The organism is Christensenella tenuis, assembly GCF_014287795.1.
GTDB classification, from domain to species: domain Bacteria; phylum Bacillota; class Clostridia; order Christensenellales; family Christensenellaceae; genus Christensenella; species Christensenella tenuis.
The window spans coordinates 286,146-304,792 of the sequence record NZ_JACOON010000005.1 but is presented as its reverse complement, the minus strand read 5'-3'; the positions used below and the strand labels follow the sequence as shown (position 1 = coordinate 304,792).

The following is an 18,647-nucleotide window of genomic DNA, read 5'->3' as shown; positions in this document are numbered from 1 at the left end:
CCGGGGTCCGCGCATCCTCTACTCCTCTTTTTCGGCCAGCAAATCATTGCGGTCTACCGGCCCAATAACGCGCATTCCATTGCCCGCGTACGCTTCGTCAAACATACATACGCCCGAAAATTCGCAATAATCACACCCGGTCTTCCCGTCCATAGAGTAGGGACGAATCTGTGTATTTCCCTCTTTCATCTCGCAGACGGCACGCTCCACCAATTCTCTGGTAAAGGCCAGAAGCGTTTTCATTTCCCCGCGCGAGAACATCCTGTCTTTTGCGCTCTGTCTTATTTCTCCATCTTTTTTCCGGCTGATCGCAATGGTAAACACAGTATCCCCCGCGCCGCCGTAAAGCTTCTGGGCGGTATCAAAATCCACGCCGCACACGCCTTCCATATCAAAATCGTCTTCCGGATTTTTTCCTTCTTCCCCAAAATCCGGAAGGTGGATTTTAAAATAATTCGCTCCCGCAAATTCCGCATCTTCCCCCAGCAGTTCCCCCGCGGCCATGATATAAATCATCAATTGCAAAGACAGCCCTCCCGCAAGTTCCCGCAGGGAAAAATGGGGTTCGCCCGTTTTATAATCTACAATTTCAAAATACAAAGCGCCGTCCAGTTCTGCCGTGTCGATGCGGTCGATTTTTCCCGTAAGCGCAAGGCCGTCCGTAAATTCTTTTTTGAACCAGCACTCGCTTTCCCGCGGCTGCAGCATGGATTGTCCCGATTGTTTACGGATTGCGCGGGCCGCAAGTTCTATTTCCCGCTCCACTGCCCGGAGCACATTCTCATTATGTTTGTTAAGCGTATATTTACTTTGCTCTTCACGCGCTTCCTTTGCGCTGTACGCCAAATACTCGTCGAATTGTTCTTCGGGCATGTCCGCCCAGCGTTTTCCCGTTTCCCGCAGCCGCAGCGTTAGGGTTTCGAGTATTTTATGCGCATAATTCCCAATATCCAGCGGATCGATGGTATACTCCCGGGGTGGGTTTACCCTGAGTCCATAGCCGATAAAATGTTTATAGGGGCACTCATAATATTTCTCGAGCCTGCTTGCGCTGCCCTTCATCTCACGATACAGTTCCGCCGCTGTGTCCGGTTTCAGCTTGCGTGCTGCGTTAACGCTCTGCGCTCCCCACAAAATCGCGCGCCGCTTTTCGGGAAATTCATCATCGCATAGCACGGCGGAGGCAATTTCTTCCGCACAGGTAAGTCCCTGGCCGCTCCCGAAAGACCGGAGGGCCTGCGCCGTTTTCAGGTAAGCGTTCTGCTTGAGCATCAACGCAAGCCTGCACGCTTCATTTTGCTTGATTTCTCCAAACAGGTCGCCCAGCTTATCGAGCAGCGGAGACGGTTTCTCCCTGCCATCGTCAACAAAACTCAAAAAAAGCTTTTCGCTCGGCTTCGTAAACGTCTTTAAGATCGCCAGTTTTTGTTTTTCCACATTTCCTGTGAAGGTAAGCCCCGCAAGCTGTGAAAGAAGCAATTCGCGTTCATAATCCGCTAAAATATCCGAACTTTGCTCATAATTCGGCAGAATACCGTCGTTTGCTCCAAGTACAAAAACCGCTTTGACTTCCCCCATGCGGATGTAAGAAATTTCTCCCACTGCAACTTCATCTGCCCCCGGTGGAATCACGCCTGCTTTCTGCGCACGCAGCCCTGTTTTCAGCAAACCGGATAGCTGCGCCTTTTTCATCGGCGTATCGCCGAGGATTTCCTGCGCTTGCTTTAAAATACGCATCGTTTTATCAAACACCTGTGCGGTCCATTCCGCGCTTTCCATAAGTCCGGCTTTCCGGGCCCGCTCCATCTGTCTGCTGAGCTTTTTTGCCGTATCGAGCGTGCTCAGGTAGTCCGTTACACAGCTAATAAGCTGTCCTGCGGTTTCCGCCTTCTTTGCGGACTCCCGCAGGCTGAGAATCGGCTCCATAAGCTTTGCCCGCGCGCGTTCCGCCTCCGGTTCCCGAAAGGGAAAAGTGAATGCAAATCCGTCGCGCACGTTGGAAAAAACGTAATTTTCAAGCGCATATGTTTCCTGCTCCGTCAAATGAGTCAGTCCGGTCTTCGCATGCGCGAGCAGCGTATCTTTTTTCAGTTTCCCCTGTGCAAGCGCAAGCGAAGAAAGCAGGAAGGTGCTGAATGCGCATTGGTCAAGCGTCCGTTTTTCTCCGGCAAAACAGGGTACGCCCGCCTGCCTGAATATCCGCAAAATAGTTGGCACATACCGTTCCGCGCTTCCGCACACCACCGCCATATCGCGGTATGCATACCCATATTTTTGATTCAGCCACACGATTTGTGCGCATACCGCACGCACTTCTTCCTCCCGGTCCGCCGCATGTGTGACGCTCACATTCCGGGCCCGCTCCATCCGCTGCGCCGGATAGGCATACAGGTTTTTTTCAATGTGCAGGATATCTTCCGAACTGTTCCTGTCTTCCGTCACAATTTCTGTTTCCAAGCCGAGTTTCATAGCATCCGCAAAGAATTTATTCCTGTTTTCGTTACAAATCTCGTATATTTCGGCGTCCGGCGCGCTGGAAGGCGCATAGTAAAAAGACATTACCGTATCCTTTGCGGTACGCATCAATGCCTTCATAAACCGTACAGTCTGGGCATTATAGATGTCAAACCCATGGATCACAAGGTGCGAACGCCTGACAAAGTCCGCTTCGGGAATATGGTCGATCACGAGGTTGATCCTGTCCTCCGTATCGAAAAGTCCTTCCGCCGCTCGGTTAAAACGTTCATACAGGCGGGCGATGTCCTTCAGCTTTTCCCGCGTGGCCGCATGCTCTGTTTCCACCTCGAGCAGCATGCCCGGCGTAACGTCGAGGGTTTTCAGTTCAGAAATAAGATCTGCCAGTTGCACCGGAAGGTCATTTTTTCCCGCGCATCGCGCAAGCGCCGAAAGATTTGGCGTCTCTTCGTCCAGAATGGAACGCAAAAGCATGCTTTTCCCCGCCCCGTCAATACCAGTAATCGTTCTGCCATAGGTGCTTTCCAGCACACGGTCGGCAATACGGGCCGGGCTTTGTACGCATACGCCCATCAGTCCCTTGGCGCCAAGCGCATGCATCAGCTGTTTTTCCGTAATATAGGTGGATTGCGGCGGCACCACAACCAGAACGTCCGCAAGCGGATCCTGTTTCGCAATTCGTTTAATTTTTTCAATCACCCGTTCGTCCCGCTGCGATGCGGTGCGTCCAAGCACAAAGGTAACGCCCATAGCCCGCTCCTTCTTCCGGTTTTTGCCGCTTTTTTACTATTATAGCATGGACCTGCGCCAAATTTTGTGAAATTGCACAAGTTTTTTCCGCTGTTTCCGTTTCAAGGCCGGCGCTTCCTCTCGTCTCGTCGCGCATGGAAGTGCGCGGTCTGCGGCGCATTCCGCAGCAGGCGCTCTTTACCCGTTCTCCGCTTTAGAGCTGCCTATCTTAAAATAACGAAAACAAAAAAGGCTATCGTCTTTTTTAAGACCATAGCCTTGGTGTTTCGTAAGGGTTTTTAACCTCTTACCAGATAATTCAGCAAGAGATTTAAATCCTCGGGCTCGGATACAATCAGATCTAGCTCATCAATCTGTGCATCCTTGAACATCTGCGTCAGTGCAATATACTGGCACAGCGTCGACTTCAGGTTCAGCCTGTCGCCTTCCGACGTAACCAGTTCTACCTTGCCTTTGCAGTCTTTGAGAAGTTCAAAGAATTTCTGCGGTTCGCTAATGTTTTTAATCTTCACTCCGTTTGTCCTCCTGACACATTTTATTTGTGGGTTCCGGGGAGTTTTGGAGCTCACCCTATGTGTTTAATAGTAACACACAGCCCTACCTAATGTCAATATAACCACATTCGCATCCCGGTAAACATTTTAATGAAATTTTTGTAATTATATCCAAAAATGAAACAGGAGAAGAAGGGCGGCGATTGCGCTTCCAAACACCGCAACCAGCACTTTTACCGTCCGAAGGCCGGAGCGGATTTTCTTCTGTCCCGCTTTCTCTTTTTTCTCCAGTTTTTCGAACAGGGCGGCCTGCGCTTCTTCTGTACGGCGCATATTTTCCGCCTGTTGACGTTCAAGTGCGGCAAGGCGGCCGTTTGTCTCTTCCGAATAAAGATCCACCCGCTTTTTCAGTTCTCCCGTCTTTTCCAGCAAAGAATAGCGAATCTGCATCTGTTCGCGCTGCATAGCCTCCAGTATGGTAATCATCCCGCTTACAAGGCGTGCCGAATTTTCCACCAGCCCGCGCATCCTGCTTTCGGCTTCCGTCATGTTCCTGCTCTGCCGTTTCATTTCCCCAATCAGGTCCGGAAGTTCCTCAAGCTTATTCATCTGCCGCGCAAGTTTTTCCAATTCCCGCTCAAATTCCTGTTCTTCCATATCCCTCGTCAATGGATCATAACCCCCATTTTTGCTCCAGTGCAAGCGTTGTTCCATCCGCTTCAAACTGGTCGATTATCCGGTTGAATTCCGTTTCAACTGCGCTCTGCCCCGTGGGGAGCATAATACTGTAGCCCACTTCATACGCGGGATCGGCAAGAATCCGGTAGCCTGCCGCTTCAAACTGCCGTGCCATCGCGCGCGGCATGGCAATCGCCGCAACGCGCCCGGCATCAAGGTCAAGCATCGCGCTCTCAAAATCCGAATAGCGCTGGATCTCGAATTCAAATCCCTGGCTTTCCAGATGCTTGGTGAAATCTGCCGAGGGCACCGCTGTCGAAAAAAGCCCGATCGCCTCGCTCTCAATATCTTCCAGTCCCTGTGCGCGGGAATCGGCCCGCGTCACGACCACTACATCGTCCGTATAATACGGCTTTGTCAGCGTAAACCCTTTCGTCTTGTCCGTTCCATCCGAAAGCAGGCCAAGCGCAATATCGACCGTCCCATACTTGATGGCTCCGCCCGCATCCTGCGAGGTGAGCGGGAAATATTCATACATTTTTGTTTGCCCGCCCAGCAGTTCATTTAAAATCGCGTCGATATAATCCCGGTCAAACCCGACAAGGTTTCCATTCTCGTCCACGCTGCCAAATCCTTCGACATCCGTGCGCACACCAATCCTTACCGTATCGCGCGTCATCAGAAAACTGGACTCAAATCCCTGCTTGGTTGCAAGATTCATAAAAAGAAGAACAACGACCACAACTGCCAAAGCGGCACACAGGAGCGCGGTCAGTTTTTTCTTATTTGCTTGTACAAACCTGCGCGCCGGTGTTTCACGGCGGCGCTCTTTGGAGTATTTTCTCAAACCGTATCTCCTTGCTTCGTTATAATGATTATAATGATTTTTATTCTGTTTTTCAACAAACGCAGGCAAATGAAATTTTAAATTCTTTTTAAACAATTTGGGATTTCATGCAATATACCTTTGTTTCACGCAATTTTGCCTGCTTCCCCCTTGTAAAAATGATTTTAAAATGATAAATTGGGGTAATATAATGGAAACGGGTAAAGGCGCCGTCTCAAAAAATAACGCGCCCCACCAAAATACCGCTGCGGTTTTTGCCCGGTGTTCCGCACGGCAGTGCGTTGAACTGCAACCATGATAAGAAGGAAACGAAGAATGGCTCAAAATTTTGTTGAATCGATTCTGGTTATGGGAGATTCCGTCGCCAAAGGCGTCGTATTCCATCCGGAAAAGAAACGTTATATTTTTTCAAAAAACGGTTTTATCCGCAGGCTGAAATCCATCATTCGCCCGAGCGTCCATGACCTTTCCAAGTTTGGAACGACCTCCGGCTATGGGCAGGCGCTTTTGGCTGAAAAACTAACCGACCTGAATCCGGATTTGGTGCTGATCGAATACGGCGGGAACGATTGTGATTACAAATGGGACGAGGTAGCCGAAGACCCGATGGCCGTCCACCTTCCCAATACGCCCGTCAAGATGTTTGAAGATAACATCCTGCGCATGGTGCAGTCATTGAAAAAACTGAATAAAATCCCTGCGCTGATGAACCTGCCTCCGCTCAACGCTCCGTCTTATTTCCGCTGGTTCACGAAAAATGACCCGCAGCGCGCGCACAACATTTTGAAATGGCTGCACGACGTGTCCAAAATTTACTGGTGGCAGGAAAAATACTCCTATACTATTGAAAAAGTTGCACAGGCAACAGGTGCGCACATGATTAATGTGCGCGGGGCGTTCCTGCGGCAGCCGGACTACCGTGGATTGATCTGCGCAGACGGCATCCATCCGAATGAAGCCGGCCAGGCCTTGATGGAACAAACTTTTGTGGATTACATCGGAAAACATGCAGGCTATATGATGGCATAAGAAGCCTTCCGCCGTTTCTTATTTTTTCTTTGCAGGCAGTGGAAAAACAAGGTGTGGCCGCATACGGTTCACACTCCTTATTTCTATTTTACAGCATAGAGGGGAACAATAAAATGGATCTTCAAATAACAAACAGCGGCGGCCTGAATATCGCCGTCATTTTCAGCACTGACCACCTGTTTACGGACGTATCGTCTGCGCTTGACTTTATGAGCACCGTCCAGTATGAAACAGAGTGTACCCGCATCGCCGTGAATAAAGAAGCCCTCCCCGGCGATTTTTTCAAGCTTTCCACCCGGCTTGCGGGTGAAATCCTGCAAAAATTCATCAATTACCAGGTGAAATTTGCCGTATACGGAGATTTTTCTTCATATACGCAGGGACCGCTGCATGATTTTATTTATGAGAGCAATCAAGGCAATGATTTTTTCTTTGTTCCGAACAAAGAAGATGCGGTCCAGGTGCTTGCGCTTGCCAAATAGCCGCTCATCCCCCGGCGGCGCGCTTCATCCTTCAAGCGGCATAATCGCGTAAACGCCCTGCCGGATCGGCCTGCCGAAAGAATACCGGACGGGCTGGCGGAAAACCGGGCCGTCCGAAACAAAAGAGTGGTATTCCCCATTCTCCCCGCAGATATCCGCCCCCTCCGCGCGGATCGCGTCTACCACTTCCCGCGTAAGCTTCGCACCCAAAAAACGTTCGCTCATTTTCTCTGTATTCAGTACTGTGATATGTGCGGTAAAACCGCAGTCGATAAATTCATACACAAGCTGGTCCCGCGCTTCCTTCCATAACGGAAACAGGCCCGTTATTCCCGCATGTGCACAATGCTCCATGCACCATGCCAGATGTTCGTCAAGATCGATATCGCCAAAAATACAGACGTCCGCACCTTGCTTTTTCTGTGCACGGAACTCCTCTTCCAACCGCACACCATACTCTTCGCCGCGCGTACGCATTCTTTGGATGGGAATCTCCATCGCCTCTTCCACCCGCCGGATGATTTGCTCCGGCACCCCGTGGAACCATGTCCTTCCCGCATCGATATTATATGTCATAATCAATTGCTGCGGAATACCGCCTGCCTGGATTGCCCGGTATAACGCGAGCGCGCTGTCCTTCCCGCCGCTGTAGGAACATATGAATCGGTTTCCCTCCAGCGCCTGTCTCGTTTTTAATATGTTTTCCTTACGGATTTCATTCATCGTTCCAATACCTCGTATGCCTTTTCGGTATCATGTACTTTGATACAAAAAGGATATCTCCGGGAAAAAGCCAAAAAGGCCCTTTCTTCTTTTTCTTCATTGGGAAATACTGCGAACACACAACTCCCGCTGCCTGTCATCATGGCAAAATCCGCGCCATATTCCATGCATGCCTGCAAAACCGTATCCACCGGCGGACAGAGCGCAATGCCCGCGGGCTGGAGTGAATTTCCGGCCGCCTGGAAAAATGCATTCCTGTTTCCCGTTTCAAGGGCGCCCGCAACCGCATCGATATCCGGCGCCCGGCCAGGGCATTCATGGTATTTTGCATAGGCAGGCCCCGTGGGAACGCCTTCCTGCGGCTTGAGGAGCAGATAAGAAAAACCGCAGCGGTTGACGGCAGGCGTAAGGAGTTCGCCAATCCCCCGCGCGCGCATGCAGCCGCCGCGGATAAAGAAGGGTACGTCCGCGCCGATCTGCACCGCGGCGTCAATCATCTGTTGTTCGGAGAGCCCTGCCCCATAAAGCGCATTGAGCGCGTTTAATACGGCTCCGGCGTCGCTGCTGCCGCCGCCGAGCCCCGCCTGCGCCGGAATGTTCTTTTTCAGCGTCATCCGCGCTCCGCCGCGTATTCCCGTCATCCGGAAAAACAGGCGGGCCGCCTGCACGGCCGTATTGCGCTCGTCCGCCGCCACTCCGTCACATTGCAGGGAAATCTTATCCGCCGGGACAATTTCAAGCTCGTCCGCAAGCGTTATGTTTTGCATCAGCATATCAAGATCATGCATTCCGTCTGCGCGCCTGCCGGTAATGGCAAGCGACAGGTTTAGTTTCGCATATGCGTTCAGTTTCATAAGACGCCTCCGTGAATTCTGGCAGAAATATTATAGCATATATGATAGTATAGTATCCATGCACATATTTGTGTTAAAATAGCAGTAATAATGATTTTAACGGCAAACGAGGTGCAATGTGTTCTTAACGGATGGATGGCAGGATTATACGGTGCTCGATACGGGCGATGGAATGAAGCTTGAAAGGTGGGGGGATGTGGTTCTTGCCCGGCCCGATCCGCAGGTGATTTGGGCAAAACAGGCTCCGGCGCTGTGGCAGGATGCGCATGCGGAATATATTCGCAGCGAACGCGGCGGCGGTAAATGGAATTTTATCAAAAAGCTGCCCGAACGTTGGACGGTTACATACGGCGGCCTGAAATTTTATGTGCGTCCTACCGGCTTCAAGCATACCGGCCTTTTCCCCGAGCAGGCTTCCAACTGGGACTTCATGGCAAAGATGATCGAAAGAGCTTCCTTCCGGCCGCGCATCCTCAACCTGTTTGCATATACCGGAGGAGCGACGCTTGCCTGCGCGCAGGCTGGCGCGCAGGTTACGCATATCGATGCGGCAAAAAGCATGAACGGATGGGCAAAGGAAAACCTTTTTTTGTCCGGTCTTGAAGGCCGTCCTGTCCGCATTCTGGCGGACGACTGCTTGAAGTTTGTGCTGCGCGAACAGCGCCGGGGCAACCGTTATGACGGTATTGTCATGGATCCGCCAAGCTATGGGCGCGGCGCGGACGGTAAAGTGTTCCGTACCGAGGATGATCTGTTTCACCTCGTGTGCGAGACCGCAAAACTCCTCTCGGATACGCCGCTCTTTTTCATCATTAATTCTTACACCACCGGGCTTTCTTCCATTGTGTGCCAAAACCTCCTCAATATCTGCCTTAATGGACGCAGGGGCACGATTGACGCGGGCGACCTCTGCCTGCCCGTAAAAGGACAGCAAATCGTTTTGCCCTGCGGTACAACGACAAGGTGGCACATATGATCCCGGAAATTTTATACGAAGACAACCATATAATCGTTGCAGTCAAACCGCAAAATATGCCCTCACAGGCGGATGCCTCGCACGATATGGACTTTTTAACCTTAATGAAACAATATATCAAAAAAAAATATGATAAACCCGGCGCGGTATATCTTGGCCTCGTGCACCGTCTTGACCGTCCGGCAGGCGGCGTGATGGTCTTTGCGCGCACATCAAAAGCGGCCGCACGCCTGTCCGCGCAAATAAAGGATCATTCCTGTGCCAAACGTTACTACGCAATCACCGCCCGTAAGCTACCGCCGGAGGGTGCGTTTTCTGATGCGCTTTTAAAAGACAGCCGGACAAACAGGACGCGCGTCGTCCCTCGGGGGACGCCGCGCGCGAAACAGGCCGAGCTTTCCTACCGTATGGTTCAAGAAAAAGACAGCTATTTTCTCGCGGATATTTTCCTCAAAACCGGCCGGCCCCACCAGATCCGCGTACAATTTTCCCACGCGGGAGCGCCGCTTGTTGGGGATATAAAATATGGCGGGGTGGAAAATTCCAAACTATGTTTGTGGGCGTACAGCCTTTCCTTCCTGCACCCCACAAAAAAAGAACGGATGGCATTCACATGCCCTCCGCCCGGCTATTTTCCGTGGAACCTGTTTGAAATTCACATCCCTTAAATTTTATCCCGCGAAAATCCATACCTTCCGCTCATTCAAAATTTACCAGCGGGAAATCGATATCTTCCGTTTCAATCGTCTTTCCGTTAAGATATTCGAGCATGTTATTCACGCCCGTATTGAAGCTGATTTTGTTTGCCCACAGCGCTTGGTATTTGATTCCCAGCTTCCTGTTGGTGCGCGTGTCTCCATACAGCTGGTCGCCCAAAACCGGGAAGCCTGCCGCCTCCATATGGGCACGCTCCTGATTTAAATACTGCGTTACGGGTTCGATCTCCACAATGCTGAAAATGCCGTTGCTTTCAAGAACACGGTAACGCGTATAGATCGGAACCGATCCCCGCATTTTTTTTTGGGAAACCCGGTACTTGTCCTCCCCGTCCTTTACATAAAAATGCTGGAACTCGCCCCGCTCATAGTCCGGGCATCCTTTGATAATGGCGCGAAACGTACGTTGCAGCCTGCGCTGGCGGACTGCTTCGCGTATTGCCTCGAAGTATTCCGCATTTTTTGCAAACATCACAAGTCCGCCCGTGTAAATATCGAGCTTAAAGCAGGCGAACGGTATGCATCCCGATTCCTCAGAGTATTCGCCCGCGTCGTGCATGTAGTTAATCACCATAGACATCAGCTCGGGGGTGTTCTGGTCAACCCGGCCCACGACTACCGTCCCCGGCTGTTTGTTCAATACAATGATGTTTTTATCCTCGTATACAATGTCAAGCAGGGGAAAACGCTGAACCTCGACAGGGACATAGACTTCGATAATATCTCCCTGTTCTACTTCAAAATCTTTTTTAATAAGGCATCCGTTCAGCTTAATATCCCCGGACTTGATCATTTTTTTGAGATTCAGGGAAGCGAGTTCCGGTAAAAAGTCCGCTACGCATTGTGTGATGCGAAGTCCCTGATGTTCCTGCGTAATTTCCAGCTTGATCATGTATGTTTCCCTTCACGCCTCCGGTTGTGCTCCGGCATTCTTTTCTGTACCACATATTGTATTATAGTACCTGTATATCAAATTTGCAAATTGAACGGGGATAAGTTATAGTAAACTTGTTTATACATATTTCACCGTAGATTAGGAGGTTTTGATTATGGAACAATTATCCTGTGTATTTCACCGGAGGAGCGTACGCAAGTATACGGGCGAGCCTGTTTCCCGGGAGCATGAAGAACTTCTGCTTTCAGCCGGCTTCAGCGCCCCAAGCGCCCGCAACGCCCGCCCGTGGGAATTTATTGTTGTGCGCGATAAGGAACGCCTGGAAGCATTATCAACGGTGCGGCCTTATTGGCCGATGCTGAAAAACGCCGGTCTTGCAATCGTCGTATGTGCAAACCTGCGCGATTACCAGGGTTCAACCAAAGATTTTTTTATTCAGGACTGCTCGGCCGCCACGCAGAATATTTTGATTGCGGCGGAAGGCCTCGGCCTTGGAGCGGTATGGCTTGGGTGCTATCCTACGAAGGAAGGGCCGGAAGGCGTACGCCGCATTCTCGAAATTCCGGAAGACATCATTCCATTCAGCGTAATTTCAGTCGGCCATCCTGCGGAACATGGAAAGCCGCATCCGGAAATCGTGGAGGAACGCGTACACCGGGACAAATATTAAATTCATATCCCGTGCCGCTTGACATACCTTGAATACCTATGTATAATCAAAGCATAGATATTCAAGGTATTTTTTTTAAGCCAAATCTCACAGAAAGGAATGATTTTTTGAAATTTGATAAAAACATGACCTCCGTGGGAACCTCTCTTTTGATCCTTCATTTGCTGGAAGCCAGGGATATGTACGGATACCAGATCATCAGTGAGCTGGCGGAACGGTCAGGCAACGTTTTTGAATTTCAGGAAGGCACGCTCTATCCCGTTTTGCATGCTATGCAAAAAGACGAATACATCGAGTCTTATGCGGTTAAGGCCGAAAACGGCAGGCTGCGCAAATACTATAAGATTACGGAACGCGGCAAAAAGCAGCTGCACGCTAAAAAAAGGGAATGGCGCACATTTTCCACCGCGATGGAAAGTATGATAGGAGATCAGGCATAATGAAACCCGGTACAGCCGTATTGAATTATGCGGAACAGGTATGCGAAAAAATTAAATCCGCCAACGCGAGGCAAAGCTTCCGGGAAGAGCTCCTCGGTCACGCAGCCGAACGCGTTACAAGCCTGATGGAAGAAACGGGGCTTTCCCAAGAGGATGCAGAGACGGAAACCATCGTCCGCATGGGTTCGGCGGACGTACCCGCGCAGGAAATGAATATCGTACACAAGGAAAATTCCTCCCTACTGCTTGTTTTGCGGACTATTTTCCTCACACTGGCGGCGTCTGCCGGCATCTGGAATGCATGCGCCTGGGGAACTGCCTGTTTACGGGGTTATCTGCCGGACGGCGTCAATTTCTTCACGCCGGAGCCAATGATTATGACCGAACACGGTTCTTTCGATTATCGCCTCTTCTTCTGGCTTCCGCTGGTTGTTTCCGTCCTGCTCTTTGTTATTCCGGCAATCCGGCGCCATGCAGGGAAAGCGCATATGCGCAGCGTTCGTCACGCTTAAAACACACCGAAGAAGGGTAACGCATGAAACTTGGAAAAACCGCATTGGATTACATTGATTCCGTATGCAGCGCGATCCGTTCCGAAAGGGTACGGACAGAATTCCGCGAGGAACTTTCCGACCATATGGAGCATAAAGTGGCAAAACTGATGGAAGAGGGCTTTTCTCAGGACTGTGCGGAATGGGAGGCTGCCGCGCGCATGGGGGCCGCGGCCGTCATTTCGGGAAGGCTGAACCGGATCCACCGTCCACATCCGTTGGTTTTCCTGAAATACGTGTGCCTTGGCATCACCTGCTTTCTTGGGTTTTCCAATATATATCCATATTTTGAAGCGCTTCTGTCTGCTTCACATATGGATGGATCAACCTCCATCCTGTACGACGGAAGCGGTGGTATTGTGATGGCAGATACCGGCAGCGCCGTCATCGGCGGAGTGGACGGGCCGACAACAACTTATATTACTTCACGGCCCAATACATTGCTCCTGCTCTTTCTCGTTTTTGCGGCCATAACGCTTTGCCTGTTCCTGCTGCCGAAGATCCGCAGACCCAATACCGGGCTTCGCCCCTGATGCCAGCTTATTTTTTAAACCAATCCGAAAGGAATCAACAATGAGAAAGACGATACTATTGATCGTGTCTGTTTTTTGTACCGCCTGCTTGGCGGCAGGTTGTCTCGCCGCTCCTGCAGGCGGGGCGGCGCAATCCGCTGATGCGCCCTCTCTTATGAGCGAACAGCTTTCCGAATGGCCGGACAACAGGTATACGCAGGCAATTCCCCGGCCGCGGGCAGGCATGCCGGATTATGCGGTGTATGATGAAACAGACGGATATTATTCCCTCTTCCTAAAAGAGATTTCACGGGAACAAGGAGAGCTTTATATAGAAACACTGAAAGAAAACGGATTCCATGAGATCGCAGGCGACAGCAACTCCGACTCCGCAGGTATCGTGCTGCGGAAGGACGGTATCCATCTTGGTGTCAGCATCACGGAAGGCGGGCTTGGGCTTTATATCGCGTTTGAATCCTGAGCGAAAGCCTTGCGTCCATTCCGCTGCATTTTCCGTCACCCGCTATACGCACACGGAAGGCAATCCGTATGAAAACAAGTCCTGCAACGAAAAAACAGACCGATTCCGTTTTATTGTGCAGCAAAAAACAGGCTTATGCCGCGCACCCGCCTGTTTTTCTCCTGGTCTTTCCTCATCGAAACAACCCTTTTTTACCGCTATTTTCTTTTTTTCCTAAAACCGTGCCCTAATGAAATACAAAATGCCAATCAGGCCTAGGGCAAGCAGTAAGATACCGCCTGCTTCCCAATTATTCATTCCAGTTTCGTATTCTTCACGGATCACTACCTTTGTGGAATACCCGGGCAAAAATAAAACCTCAACCTCGTCGCCTTCCAAATATTTATCACACTTGCAGCGGTCAATCGACTCCGCCAGCAGCGGCTCCCCATCAAGCTCAATCTCGTCAATGCGAAACATCGGAACCTCGCTGTACGTTTCATTCCCCGTCCGCCAGCTATATTTTCTTGTGCCTTCAGGATTGAAGTGCACCTCCAGGAAGACAACCCGGCCCATATAAGCCTTCCCATACTGAAAAATATGTTTTTTGATTTTATTCCGGTATAAACCGCGGATCAGAAGAAAAAGGCCGGACACGAATATACCCGCACAAATTACCAAAACCGCATACATGCGCTCATTCCTTGTCCGGAAAAATTTCCTTGAAATGCATTTCCTTGCCACAGCCGCTTTTAAAAACGAGCGTATCTTTTGTGACGCGCATCGGAATATGCGGAACGCCCGCATCCTCTATTTCCGCCCCGTCCTGCTCAAAGCCAAAATTTTCATAAAAAGTCCTGGCATGGGCCTGGGCGTCGATGCGCACCTGCGTAGGGTTGAATTCAAATGCTTTCACGAGCAATACACGCATCATAAGGTCGCCGATTCCCTGTCCGCGCTCTTCCTTCAACACACACAGCCGGCCAATACGGAATGTTTTTCCATCGTGATACACACGCCCCGTACCAACCGGCCGTTCCCCATCATAAATCACAACATGCATCGCCTGATCGTCAAGCACGTCAAATTCTTCCTCCGGCGGAAATCCCTGTTCTTCCACAAATACTGTTTCACGGATCTTACGGGCATCGTCTGAAAGTCCACAGAACCACTGGTTCGTAATCAATATTCCGGCGCCTCCTCGTCATCGTGGACATAATCCACTTCCATATATTTCGTATATTCACCCTGCCATTGCATTGAGATCGCCCCCGTGGGGCCGCTTCTTTGCTTGGCGATGATGATGCGTGCCTTACCCATATTCTCCGGCGTTTTGTCTTCCGGATAGTAATCCTCCCTGTGCAGGAAGATGACCACATCTGCGTCCTGCTCAATTGCACCCGATTCGCGCAGGTCGGAAAGCATCGGGTACCGCGATTTCTTGTCCCGCTTCTCCGACGCACGGGAAAGCTGGGAAAGCAGCAGGATCGGTACATTCAGTTCTTTTGCCATAATTTTAAGGGTTCGCGTGATTTGCGCGACCTCCTGCTGGCGGCTTTCCGCCCGGCCGCCTGCCTGCATGAGCTGCAGGTAGTCGATGGCAATGAGGCCAAGGCCCTTGCTCTTTTTCAAGCTTTGCGCCTTGGCAAGCATTTCCGTCGGCGTAATGGATGCAGAATCGTCAATATAGATCTCCGTACCCGAAAGCTCTTTCATAGCCTCGGCAAATTTATTGATCTCCACCGCGCCAATCTTGCCCGTACGGGCGTCTTGGCTGTCCACCTTCGCCTGCGAACACAGCATGCGCGTCGCAAGCTGGTCTGCCGACATTTCCAACGAAAATACAAGGCAGACCGCTTTTTGCGTCAGGCCGATATATTCCACCATGTTCATTGCAAAGCTCGTTTTACCCATACCCGGACGTCCCGCAATAACGATCAGCTGTCCTCCCTGCAAGCCGGACAGCATCTTGTCCATCAGTGGGAAACCCGCAGGAAGGCCCATGAGTCCATCTTTATTTTTCATCGCTTCGCTGATGATAACATAGCTCTGCTGGAGCGCCGCCGAAAGGTGCTGCATTGAGCTTCGTTCATCCTGAAGCGCAAGCCGCAGTATCGCCGTCGCGGCGGTGTTTGCAATTTCCCGCGCGTCCTGTTCCCCACGATAGCAATCGTCCGAAATTTTCATGCACACGTCGATCATTTCCCGCAGCGACGCTTTTTCTTTGACAATGTGGATGTAATGCTTTAAGTTGGCAACCGACGGTACAGTCATCGTAAGGTTCGAAAGGTATTCCATGCCGCCCATAGGCATATGCCCTTCCTGCTCCAGCTTTTGGCTGACCGTCACCATATCCACGGCGACTCCTTCACGCACAAGCTCGTCCATGGCACGAAAAATATTGCGGTGCTGTTGTTGATGGAAATCCGCTTCGTGCAAGGCTTCCATCGCCTCAAACACGCATTTTTCATTCAATAGCATACTGCCCAGGATAGATTGTTCCGCTTCCAGGTTATTGGGGGCAATCCGTCCCTGTGGTATACTGCTTGCAGCTCCGTCAGCCATCGACAACCTCTACTTTAAATGCGGTGCTTACCTCCGCATAAACTTTTACGTTCACGTCGTATTCCCCGAGTTCTTTAATATTCGGCGCCGAAATTTTTTTCTTATCAATCGGTACGCCGATTTTCTTTTCCAGTTCGGTTGCAATTTCTTTTGCCGTAATCGCCCCGAACAACTTTCCGTTCCCGCCATGCTTTACGGGGATTGTCAGCGTCATACCCGAAATCCGCTCCGCAAGTTCTTTCGCATCCTGTTTTTCTACGTCTTTTCTATGTTTTTCAGCCGCATGCGCAATTGTCGCGGCGTTCAGGTTCTGTGCCGTCGCCTGCTTTGCAAGCTTTTTGGGGAACAGGAAATTGCGTGCATAACCGTCGCTTACATTCACAATGTCCCCGGTTTTTCCTTTGCCTTTTACATCTTCTGTCAAAATCACTTTCATTTTCAGCTCTCCTTTTTATAATCGTTTATGGCCTGCCGCAACTCCCCTGATGCAGTTTCCTTATCAATTCCCTTCAGTTGGGCGCCCGCAATGGTTGCATGTCCGCCGCCGCCAAGTTTTTCAAGAATACGCTGCACATTAATCCCGCCGATCGACCGTCCGGAAATGACAATCGTATCGCCCTGGTCGCATAGCACAAACGACGCATTGATACCGCGAATGCCAATCAGCGAATCTGCCGCCTGTGCGGCAAGAAGCTGCGGGTTTTTCACATTGTCCGGGCACCACGAAATCGCGATGCCATCCTTTACTTCCGCATTCTGCACGACGCTTGCGCGGGTGGAAAACGTTTCAAGGTCGTCCTGGAAAAGATGACGGATGGTTGTGGTGTCCGCTCCCAGCTTGCGCAGGTAGGACGCAGCCTCAAAGGTCCGTACACCCGTTTTAAAAGAAAATCCCTTCGTATCGATGGTGATTCCCGCAAGCAGCGCCTCCACTTCGAGCGGCTTAATATAAATTTTTTCGGAAAAATATTCGATAATCTCCGTGACCATTTCCGCCGTAGAGGAAGCATAAGGCTCAAACAGCGACAGCGTCGGCGACTCAATGTGTGTGGTTCCGCGCACATGATGGTCGATCACCACGAGCGTATCCGCCTCTGGGATCAGCTGCGGCGCGATGGTAAAGTCACCAATCTGCGTATCTACCACAACGAGCATCGCCTGCTCCTCCAGCAGCCGTTCCGCCTCCGAAGGCGTCACAAGAACCCCCTTATAATCCGGATCCCGTTTCATTTCATCAACCAGCCCCTGCACCGCCGCATTTGGCTTATCCAGGACAATATACCCGCGTTTTCCCACTTGCCGCGCACATGCAAAAATCCCGAGTGCAGCCCCCATGCAGTCGAGGTCCGGCACCGAGTGTCCCATAATCACAACCCGTTCGCACTGTTCCATCAAGTTTTTTAACGCGTGTGAAAACATGCGTGCCTTTACGCGCGTACGCTTTTCAATCGCCTGCTGGCCGCCTCCATAGAATTTATATCCCGTTTCATCTTTTAAAACCGCCTGGTCTCCGCCGCGGCCCAATGCAAGCTCGAGCGCGGCCACCGCGCTGCTATTCGCCTGGTCCGGACTGTTTCCCACACCCGCGCCAATGCTGAGGGTCGGCAGTACAGCGGTGTTTCCGGTGGGAATCCCCTTCACTTCGTTCAGGATGGCAAATTTCCCCTGCATCAGCGAGGAAAGATACCGCCTCTCGAAAAACATCAGGTACTTATCGCGGTCATATTTCTGATAAACCCCATGCAGGTTCGCCGTCTGTTTTCCAATGATCCGGTCGATTTCCGCATCAATTTTTGCATGGTCGTTTTGTGCCGTGCCGCGCAATAGATCGCCATAGGCGTCTACTTGGATATGGCACACCGCAGCCGTCACAATACGGCACAGGTCAGAGGCCTCGTATGTATTGTTTACATCGATCAGCCGGTAAATCATATAGTCCTTGCCATTCAGCTTTGCAGGAATCACTTCTTTAACAAACGTAATATTTCCGATTTTTACTTTTCTGTCCGCCGCCGGTTTCATGAGCTGCGGAAAAATGCGAAAAATATTCCTTCCTTCACAACGCATGCCCGCAAGCATGGAAAACGCCGGATTATGCCATCCAATCGCACCATTTTTCTTCGTGATTGCCGTCGGCATCGTGACCGCATTCACATATTTGTCAATTTGATCCGAACAGTCCGTAAGAATGCGTCCCGCGATAGTAAACCACCGTTCCTTACGCAGGGTAGATACGATAAAATAAATCACGACAACGACAAAAATCGCGCCGATTACCGCCGTACGCACTTCATATGGCTCCATCAGCATGGTAATCAGGATCGCGGCAGCAAGCAGCACCAAGATCAGGATTAATTCAGTTGAAATATAAATACTGCGCTTTTTCTTATCCATTCTTTCCCTGTTTCCACCGGTACAAGGCGGCACTCCCCCATAATAGAGTTAGTTCTATCTTATAGCTTTTCCCGCGGTTCGTCAACTCTTGCAGTCCATCCCTTCCCCCATTCCGGCTCCTTCGCCATCCGTTTTA

Annotated in this window: 21 protein-coding genes; 9 read left to right on the top strand and 12 right to left on the bottom strand. The window is 50.8% G+C overall.

The genetic code is table 11. The features are described 5' to 3' along the window. Positions 1-18: 18 nt before the first annotated feature. The 4 genes from H8S18_RS10950 to H8S18_RS10935 form a co-directional block, all read right to left on the bottom strand. Positions 19-3,225 carry a PD-(D/E)XK nuclease family protein gene (locus H8S18_RS10950; RefSeq protein WP_186858301.1) on the bottom strand — a complete coding sequence of 1,069 codons (3,207 nt, stop codon included), beginning with the start codon at positions 3,223-3,225 and terminating at the stop codon, positions 19-21. Between the two features lie 278 nt (positions 3,226-3,503). After that, positions 3,504-3,737, bottom strand: a complete 234-nt coding sequence (locus H8S18_RS10945; RefSeq protein ID WP_046442406.1) for a hypothetical protein — start codon at positions 3,735-3,737, stop codon at positions 3,504-3,506. A 147-nt stretch (positions 3,738-3,884) separates the two neighbouring features. Continuing rightward, positions 3,885-4,388 carry a hypothetical protein gene (locus tag H8S18_RS10940; protein WP_186858300.1) on the bottom strand — a complete coding sequence of 168 codons (504 nt, stop codon included), beginning with the start codon at positions 4,386-4,388 and terminating at the stop codon, positions 3,885-3,887. 4 nt (positions 4,389-4,392) lie between these two features. After that, positions 4,393-5,244, bottom strand: coding sequence for a substrate-binding periplasmic protein (locus H8S18_RS10935; protein ID WP_186858299.1), 852 nt, complete (start codon positions 5,242-5,244; stop codon positions 4,393-4,395). A gap of 315 nt (positions 5,245-5,559) precedes the next feature. Between H8S18_RS10935 and H8S18_RS10930 the strand changes: the two genes are divergently transcribed. Further along, a complete protein-coding gene (locus tag H8S18_RS10930; protein WP_186858298.1) occupies positions 5,560-6,273 on the top strand; it encodes an SGNH/GDSL hydrolase family protein in 714 nt (237 codons plus the stop codon). A gap of 113 nt (positions 6,274-6,386) precedes the next feature. Then, entirely contained in the window at positions 6,387-6,755 is a 369-nt protein-coding gene (locus tag H8S18_RS10925) for a DUF4180 domain-containing protein (RefSeq protein ID WP_186858297.1), read from the top strand. A gap of 24 nt (positions 6,756-6,779) precedes the next feature. Here the strand turns inward: H8S18_RS10925 and H8S18_RS10920 are convergent, their stop codons facing one another. Further along, on the bottom strand, positions 6,780-7,478 hold the full coding sequence (locus H8S18_RS10920; protein ID WP_186858296.1) for a Dph6-related ATP pyrophosphatase: 699 nt from the start codon (positions 7,476-7,478) through the stop codon (positions 6,780-6,782). Next, complete coding sequence (gene ispE, locus H8S18_RS10915) at positions 7,475-8,332, bottom strand: 4-(cytidine 5'-diphospho)-2-C-methyl-D-erythritol kinase (RefSeq protein ID WP_186858295.1); 858 nt, start codon at positions 8,330-8,332, stop codon at positions 7,475-7,477. The genes H8S18_RS10920 and ispE overlap by 4 nt, the downstream gene beginning before the upstream one ends. Before the next feature lie 118 nt (positions 8,333-8,450). Here ispE and H8S18_RS10910 point away from each other — a divergent pair, with 118 nt between their 5' ends. Both H8S18_RS10910 and H8S18_RS10905 read left to right on the top strand, forming a co-directional pair. Further along, positions 8,451-9,308, top strand: coding sequence for a class I SAM-dependent methyltransferase (locus H8S18_RS10910; protein WP_186858294.1), 858 nt, complete (start codon positions 8,451-8,453; stop codon positions 9,306-9,308). After that, positions 9,305-9,976, top strand: a complete 672-nt coding sequence (locus H8S18_RS10905) for an RluA family pseudouridine synthase (protein WP_186858293.1) — start codon at positions 9,305-9,307, stop codon at positions 9,974-9,976. Before H8S18_RS10910 ends, H8S18_RS10905 begins: the two co-directional genes overlap by 4 nt. Before the next feature lie 31 nt (positions 9,977-10,007). On the opposite strand, the gene H8S18_RS10900 is transcribed toward H8S18_RS10905, so the two are convergent. Further along, positions 10,008-10,916 carry a pseudouridine synthase gene (locus H8S18_RS10900; protein WP_186858292.1) on the bottom strand — a complete coding sequence of 303 codons (909 nt, stop codon included), beginning with the start codon at positions 10,914-10,916 and terminating at the stop codon, positions 10,008-10,010. A gap of 157 nt (positions 10,917-11,073) precedes the next feature. Between H8S18_RS10900 and H8S18_RS10895 the strand changes: the two genes are divergently transcribed. The 5 genes from H8S18_RS10895 (at position 11,074) to H8S18_RS10875 (ending at position 13,573) form a co-directional block, all read left to right on the top strand. Continuing rightward, positions 11,074-11,589 carry a nitroreductase family protein gene (locus H8S18_RS10895; protein WP_186858291.1) on the top strand — a complete coding sequence of 172 codons (516 nt, stop codon included), beginning with the start codon at positions 11,074-11,076 and terminating at the stop codon, positions 11,587-11,589. Positions 11,590-11,696: 107 nt separating this feature from the next. After that, complete coding sequence (locus tag H8S18_RS10890; protein ID WP_243165124.1) at positions 11,697-12,029, top strand: PadR family transcriptional regulator; 333 nt, start codon at positions 11,697-11,699, stop codon at positions 12,027-12,029. Continuing rightward, positions 12,029-12,541, top strand: a complete 513-nt coding sequence (locus tag H8S18_RS10885) for a permease prefix domain 1-containing protein (RefSeq protein WP_186858290.1) — start codon at positions 12,029-12,031, stop codon at positions 12,539-12,541. The genes H8S18_RS10890 and H8S18_RS10885 overlap by 1 nt, the downstream gene beginning before the upstream one ends. Positions 12,542-12,564: 23 nt before the next feature. Next, positions 12,565-13,113 carry a permease prefix domain 1-containing protein gene (locus tag H8S18_RS10880; protein ID WP_186858289.1) on the top strand — a complete coding sequence of 183 codons (549 nt, stop codon included), beginning with the start codon at positions 12,565-12,567 and terminating at the stop codon, positions 13,111-13,113. Between the two features lie 40 nt (positions 13,114-13,153). After that, positions 13,154-13,573 (top strand): hypothetical protein, encoded by a 420-nt coding sequence (locus H8S18_RS10875; protein ID WP_186858288.1) that lies wholly within the window; start codon positions 13,154-13,156, stop codon positions 13,571-13,573. Between the two features lie 213 nt (positions 13,574-13,786). Here H8S18_RS10875 and H8S18_RS10870 read toward each other — a convergent pair whose 3' ends face one another. From H8S18_RS10870 to H8S18_RS10850, 5 genes are all read right to left on the bottom strand, one after another. Beyond that, the gene (locus H8S18_RS10870; RefSeq protein ID WP_186858287.1) at positions 13,787-14,128 is read right to left on the bottom strand and encodes a hypothetical protein; all 342 of its coding nucleotides are present in this window, start codon (positions 14,126-14,128) and stop codon (positions 13,787-13,789) included. A 121-nt stretch (positions 14,129-14,249) separates the two neighbouring features. After that, complete coding sequence (locus H8S18_RS10865; protein ID WP_207721744.1) at positions 14,250-14,738, bottom strand: GNAT family N-acetyltransferase; 489 nt, start codon at positions 14,736-14,738, stop codon at positions 14,250-14,252. Further along, positions 14,735-16,117: a replicative DNA helicase gene (dnaB, locus tag H8S18_RS10860; RefSeq protein WP_186858286.1), complete on the bottom strand. Its 1,383-nt coding sequence runs from the start codon at positions 16,115-16,117 to the stop codon at positions 14,735-14,737. Before dnaB ends, H8S18_RS10865 begins: the two co-directional genes overlap by 4 nt. Continuing rightward, positions 16,110-16,553, bottom strand: a complete 444-nt coding sequence (gene rplI / locus H8S18_RS10855) for a 50S ribosomal protein L9 (protein ID WP_186858285.1) — start codon at positions 16,551-16,553, stop codon at positions 16,110-16,112. The genes dnaB and rplI overlap by 8 nt, the downstream gene beginning before the upstream one ends. Positions 16,554-16,555: 2 nt before the next feature. Then, positions 16,556-18,511, bottom strand: a complete 1,956-nt coding sequence (locus H8S18_RS10850) for a DHH family phosphoesterase (RefSeq protein ID WP_186858284.1) — start codon at positions 18,509-18,511, stop codon at positions 16,556-16,558. Between the last annotated feature and the right edge of the window lie 136 nt (positions 18,512-18,647).

Bases quoted from the DNA above. Each gene is read 5' to 3' on its own strand.
- H8S18_RS10895 (WP_186858291.1), top strand. From the start codon at position 11,074: ATGGAACAATTATCCTGTGTATTTCACCGGAGGAGCGTACGCAAGTAT.
- H8S18_RS10950 (WP_186858301.1), bottom strand. From the start codon at position 3,225: ATGGGCGTTACCTTTGTGCTTGGACGCACCGCATCGCAGCGGGACGAA.
- H8S18_RS10875 (WP_186858288.1), top strand. From the start codon at position 13,154: ATGAGAAAGACGATACTATTGATCGTGTCTGTTTTTTGTACCGCCTGC.
- H8S18_RS10930 (WP_186858298.1), top strand. From the start codon at position 5,560: ATGGCTCAAAATTTTGTTGAATCGATTCTGGTTATGGGAGATTCCGTC.
- H8S18_RS10885 (WP_186858290.1), top strand. From the start codon at position 12,029: ATGAAACCCGGTACAGCCGTATTGAATTATGCGGAACAGGTATGCGAA.
- dnaB (WP_186858286.1), bottom strand. From the start codon at position 16,117: ATGGCTGACGGAGCTGCAAGCAGTATACCACAGGGACGGATTGCCCCC.
- H8S18_RS10925 (WP_186858297.1), top strand. From the start codon at position 6,387: ATGGATCTTCAAATAACAAACAGCGGCGGCCTGAATATCGCCGTCATT.
- rplI (WP_186858285.1), bottom strand. From the start codon at position 16,553: ATGAAAGTGATTTTGACAGAAGATGTAAAAGGCAAAGGAAAAACCGGG.
- H8S18_RS10870 (WP_186858287.1), bottom strand. From the start codon at position 14,128: ATGGGCCGGGTTGTCTTCCTGGAGGTGCACTTCAATCCTGAAGGCACA.
- H8S18_RS10920 (WP_186858296.1), bottom strand. From the start codon at position 7,478: ATGAATGAAATCCGTAAGGAAAACATATTAAAAACGAGACAGGCGCTG.
- ispE (WP_186858295.1), bottom strand. From the start codon at position 8,332: ATGAAACTGAACGCATATGCGAAACTAAACCTGTCGCTTGCCATTACC.
- H8S18_RS10850 (WP_186858284.1), bottom strand. From the start codon at position 18,511: ATGGATAAGAAAAAGCGCAGTATTTATATTTCAACTGAATTAATCCTG.
- H8S18_RS10880 (WP_186858289.1), top strand. From the start codon at position 12,565: ATGAAACTTGGAAAAACCGCATTGGATTACATTGATTCCGTATGCAGC.
- H8S18_RS10900 (WP_186858292.1), bottom strand. From the start codon at position 10,916: ATGATCAAGCTGGAAATTACGCAGGAACATCAGGGACTTCGCATCACA.
- H8S18_RS10905 (WP_186858293.1), top strand. From the start codon at position 9,305: ATGATCCCGGAAATTTTATACGAAGACAACCATATAATCGTTGCAGTC.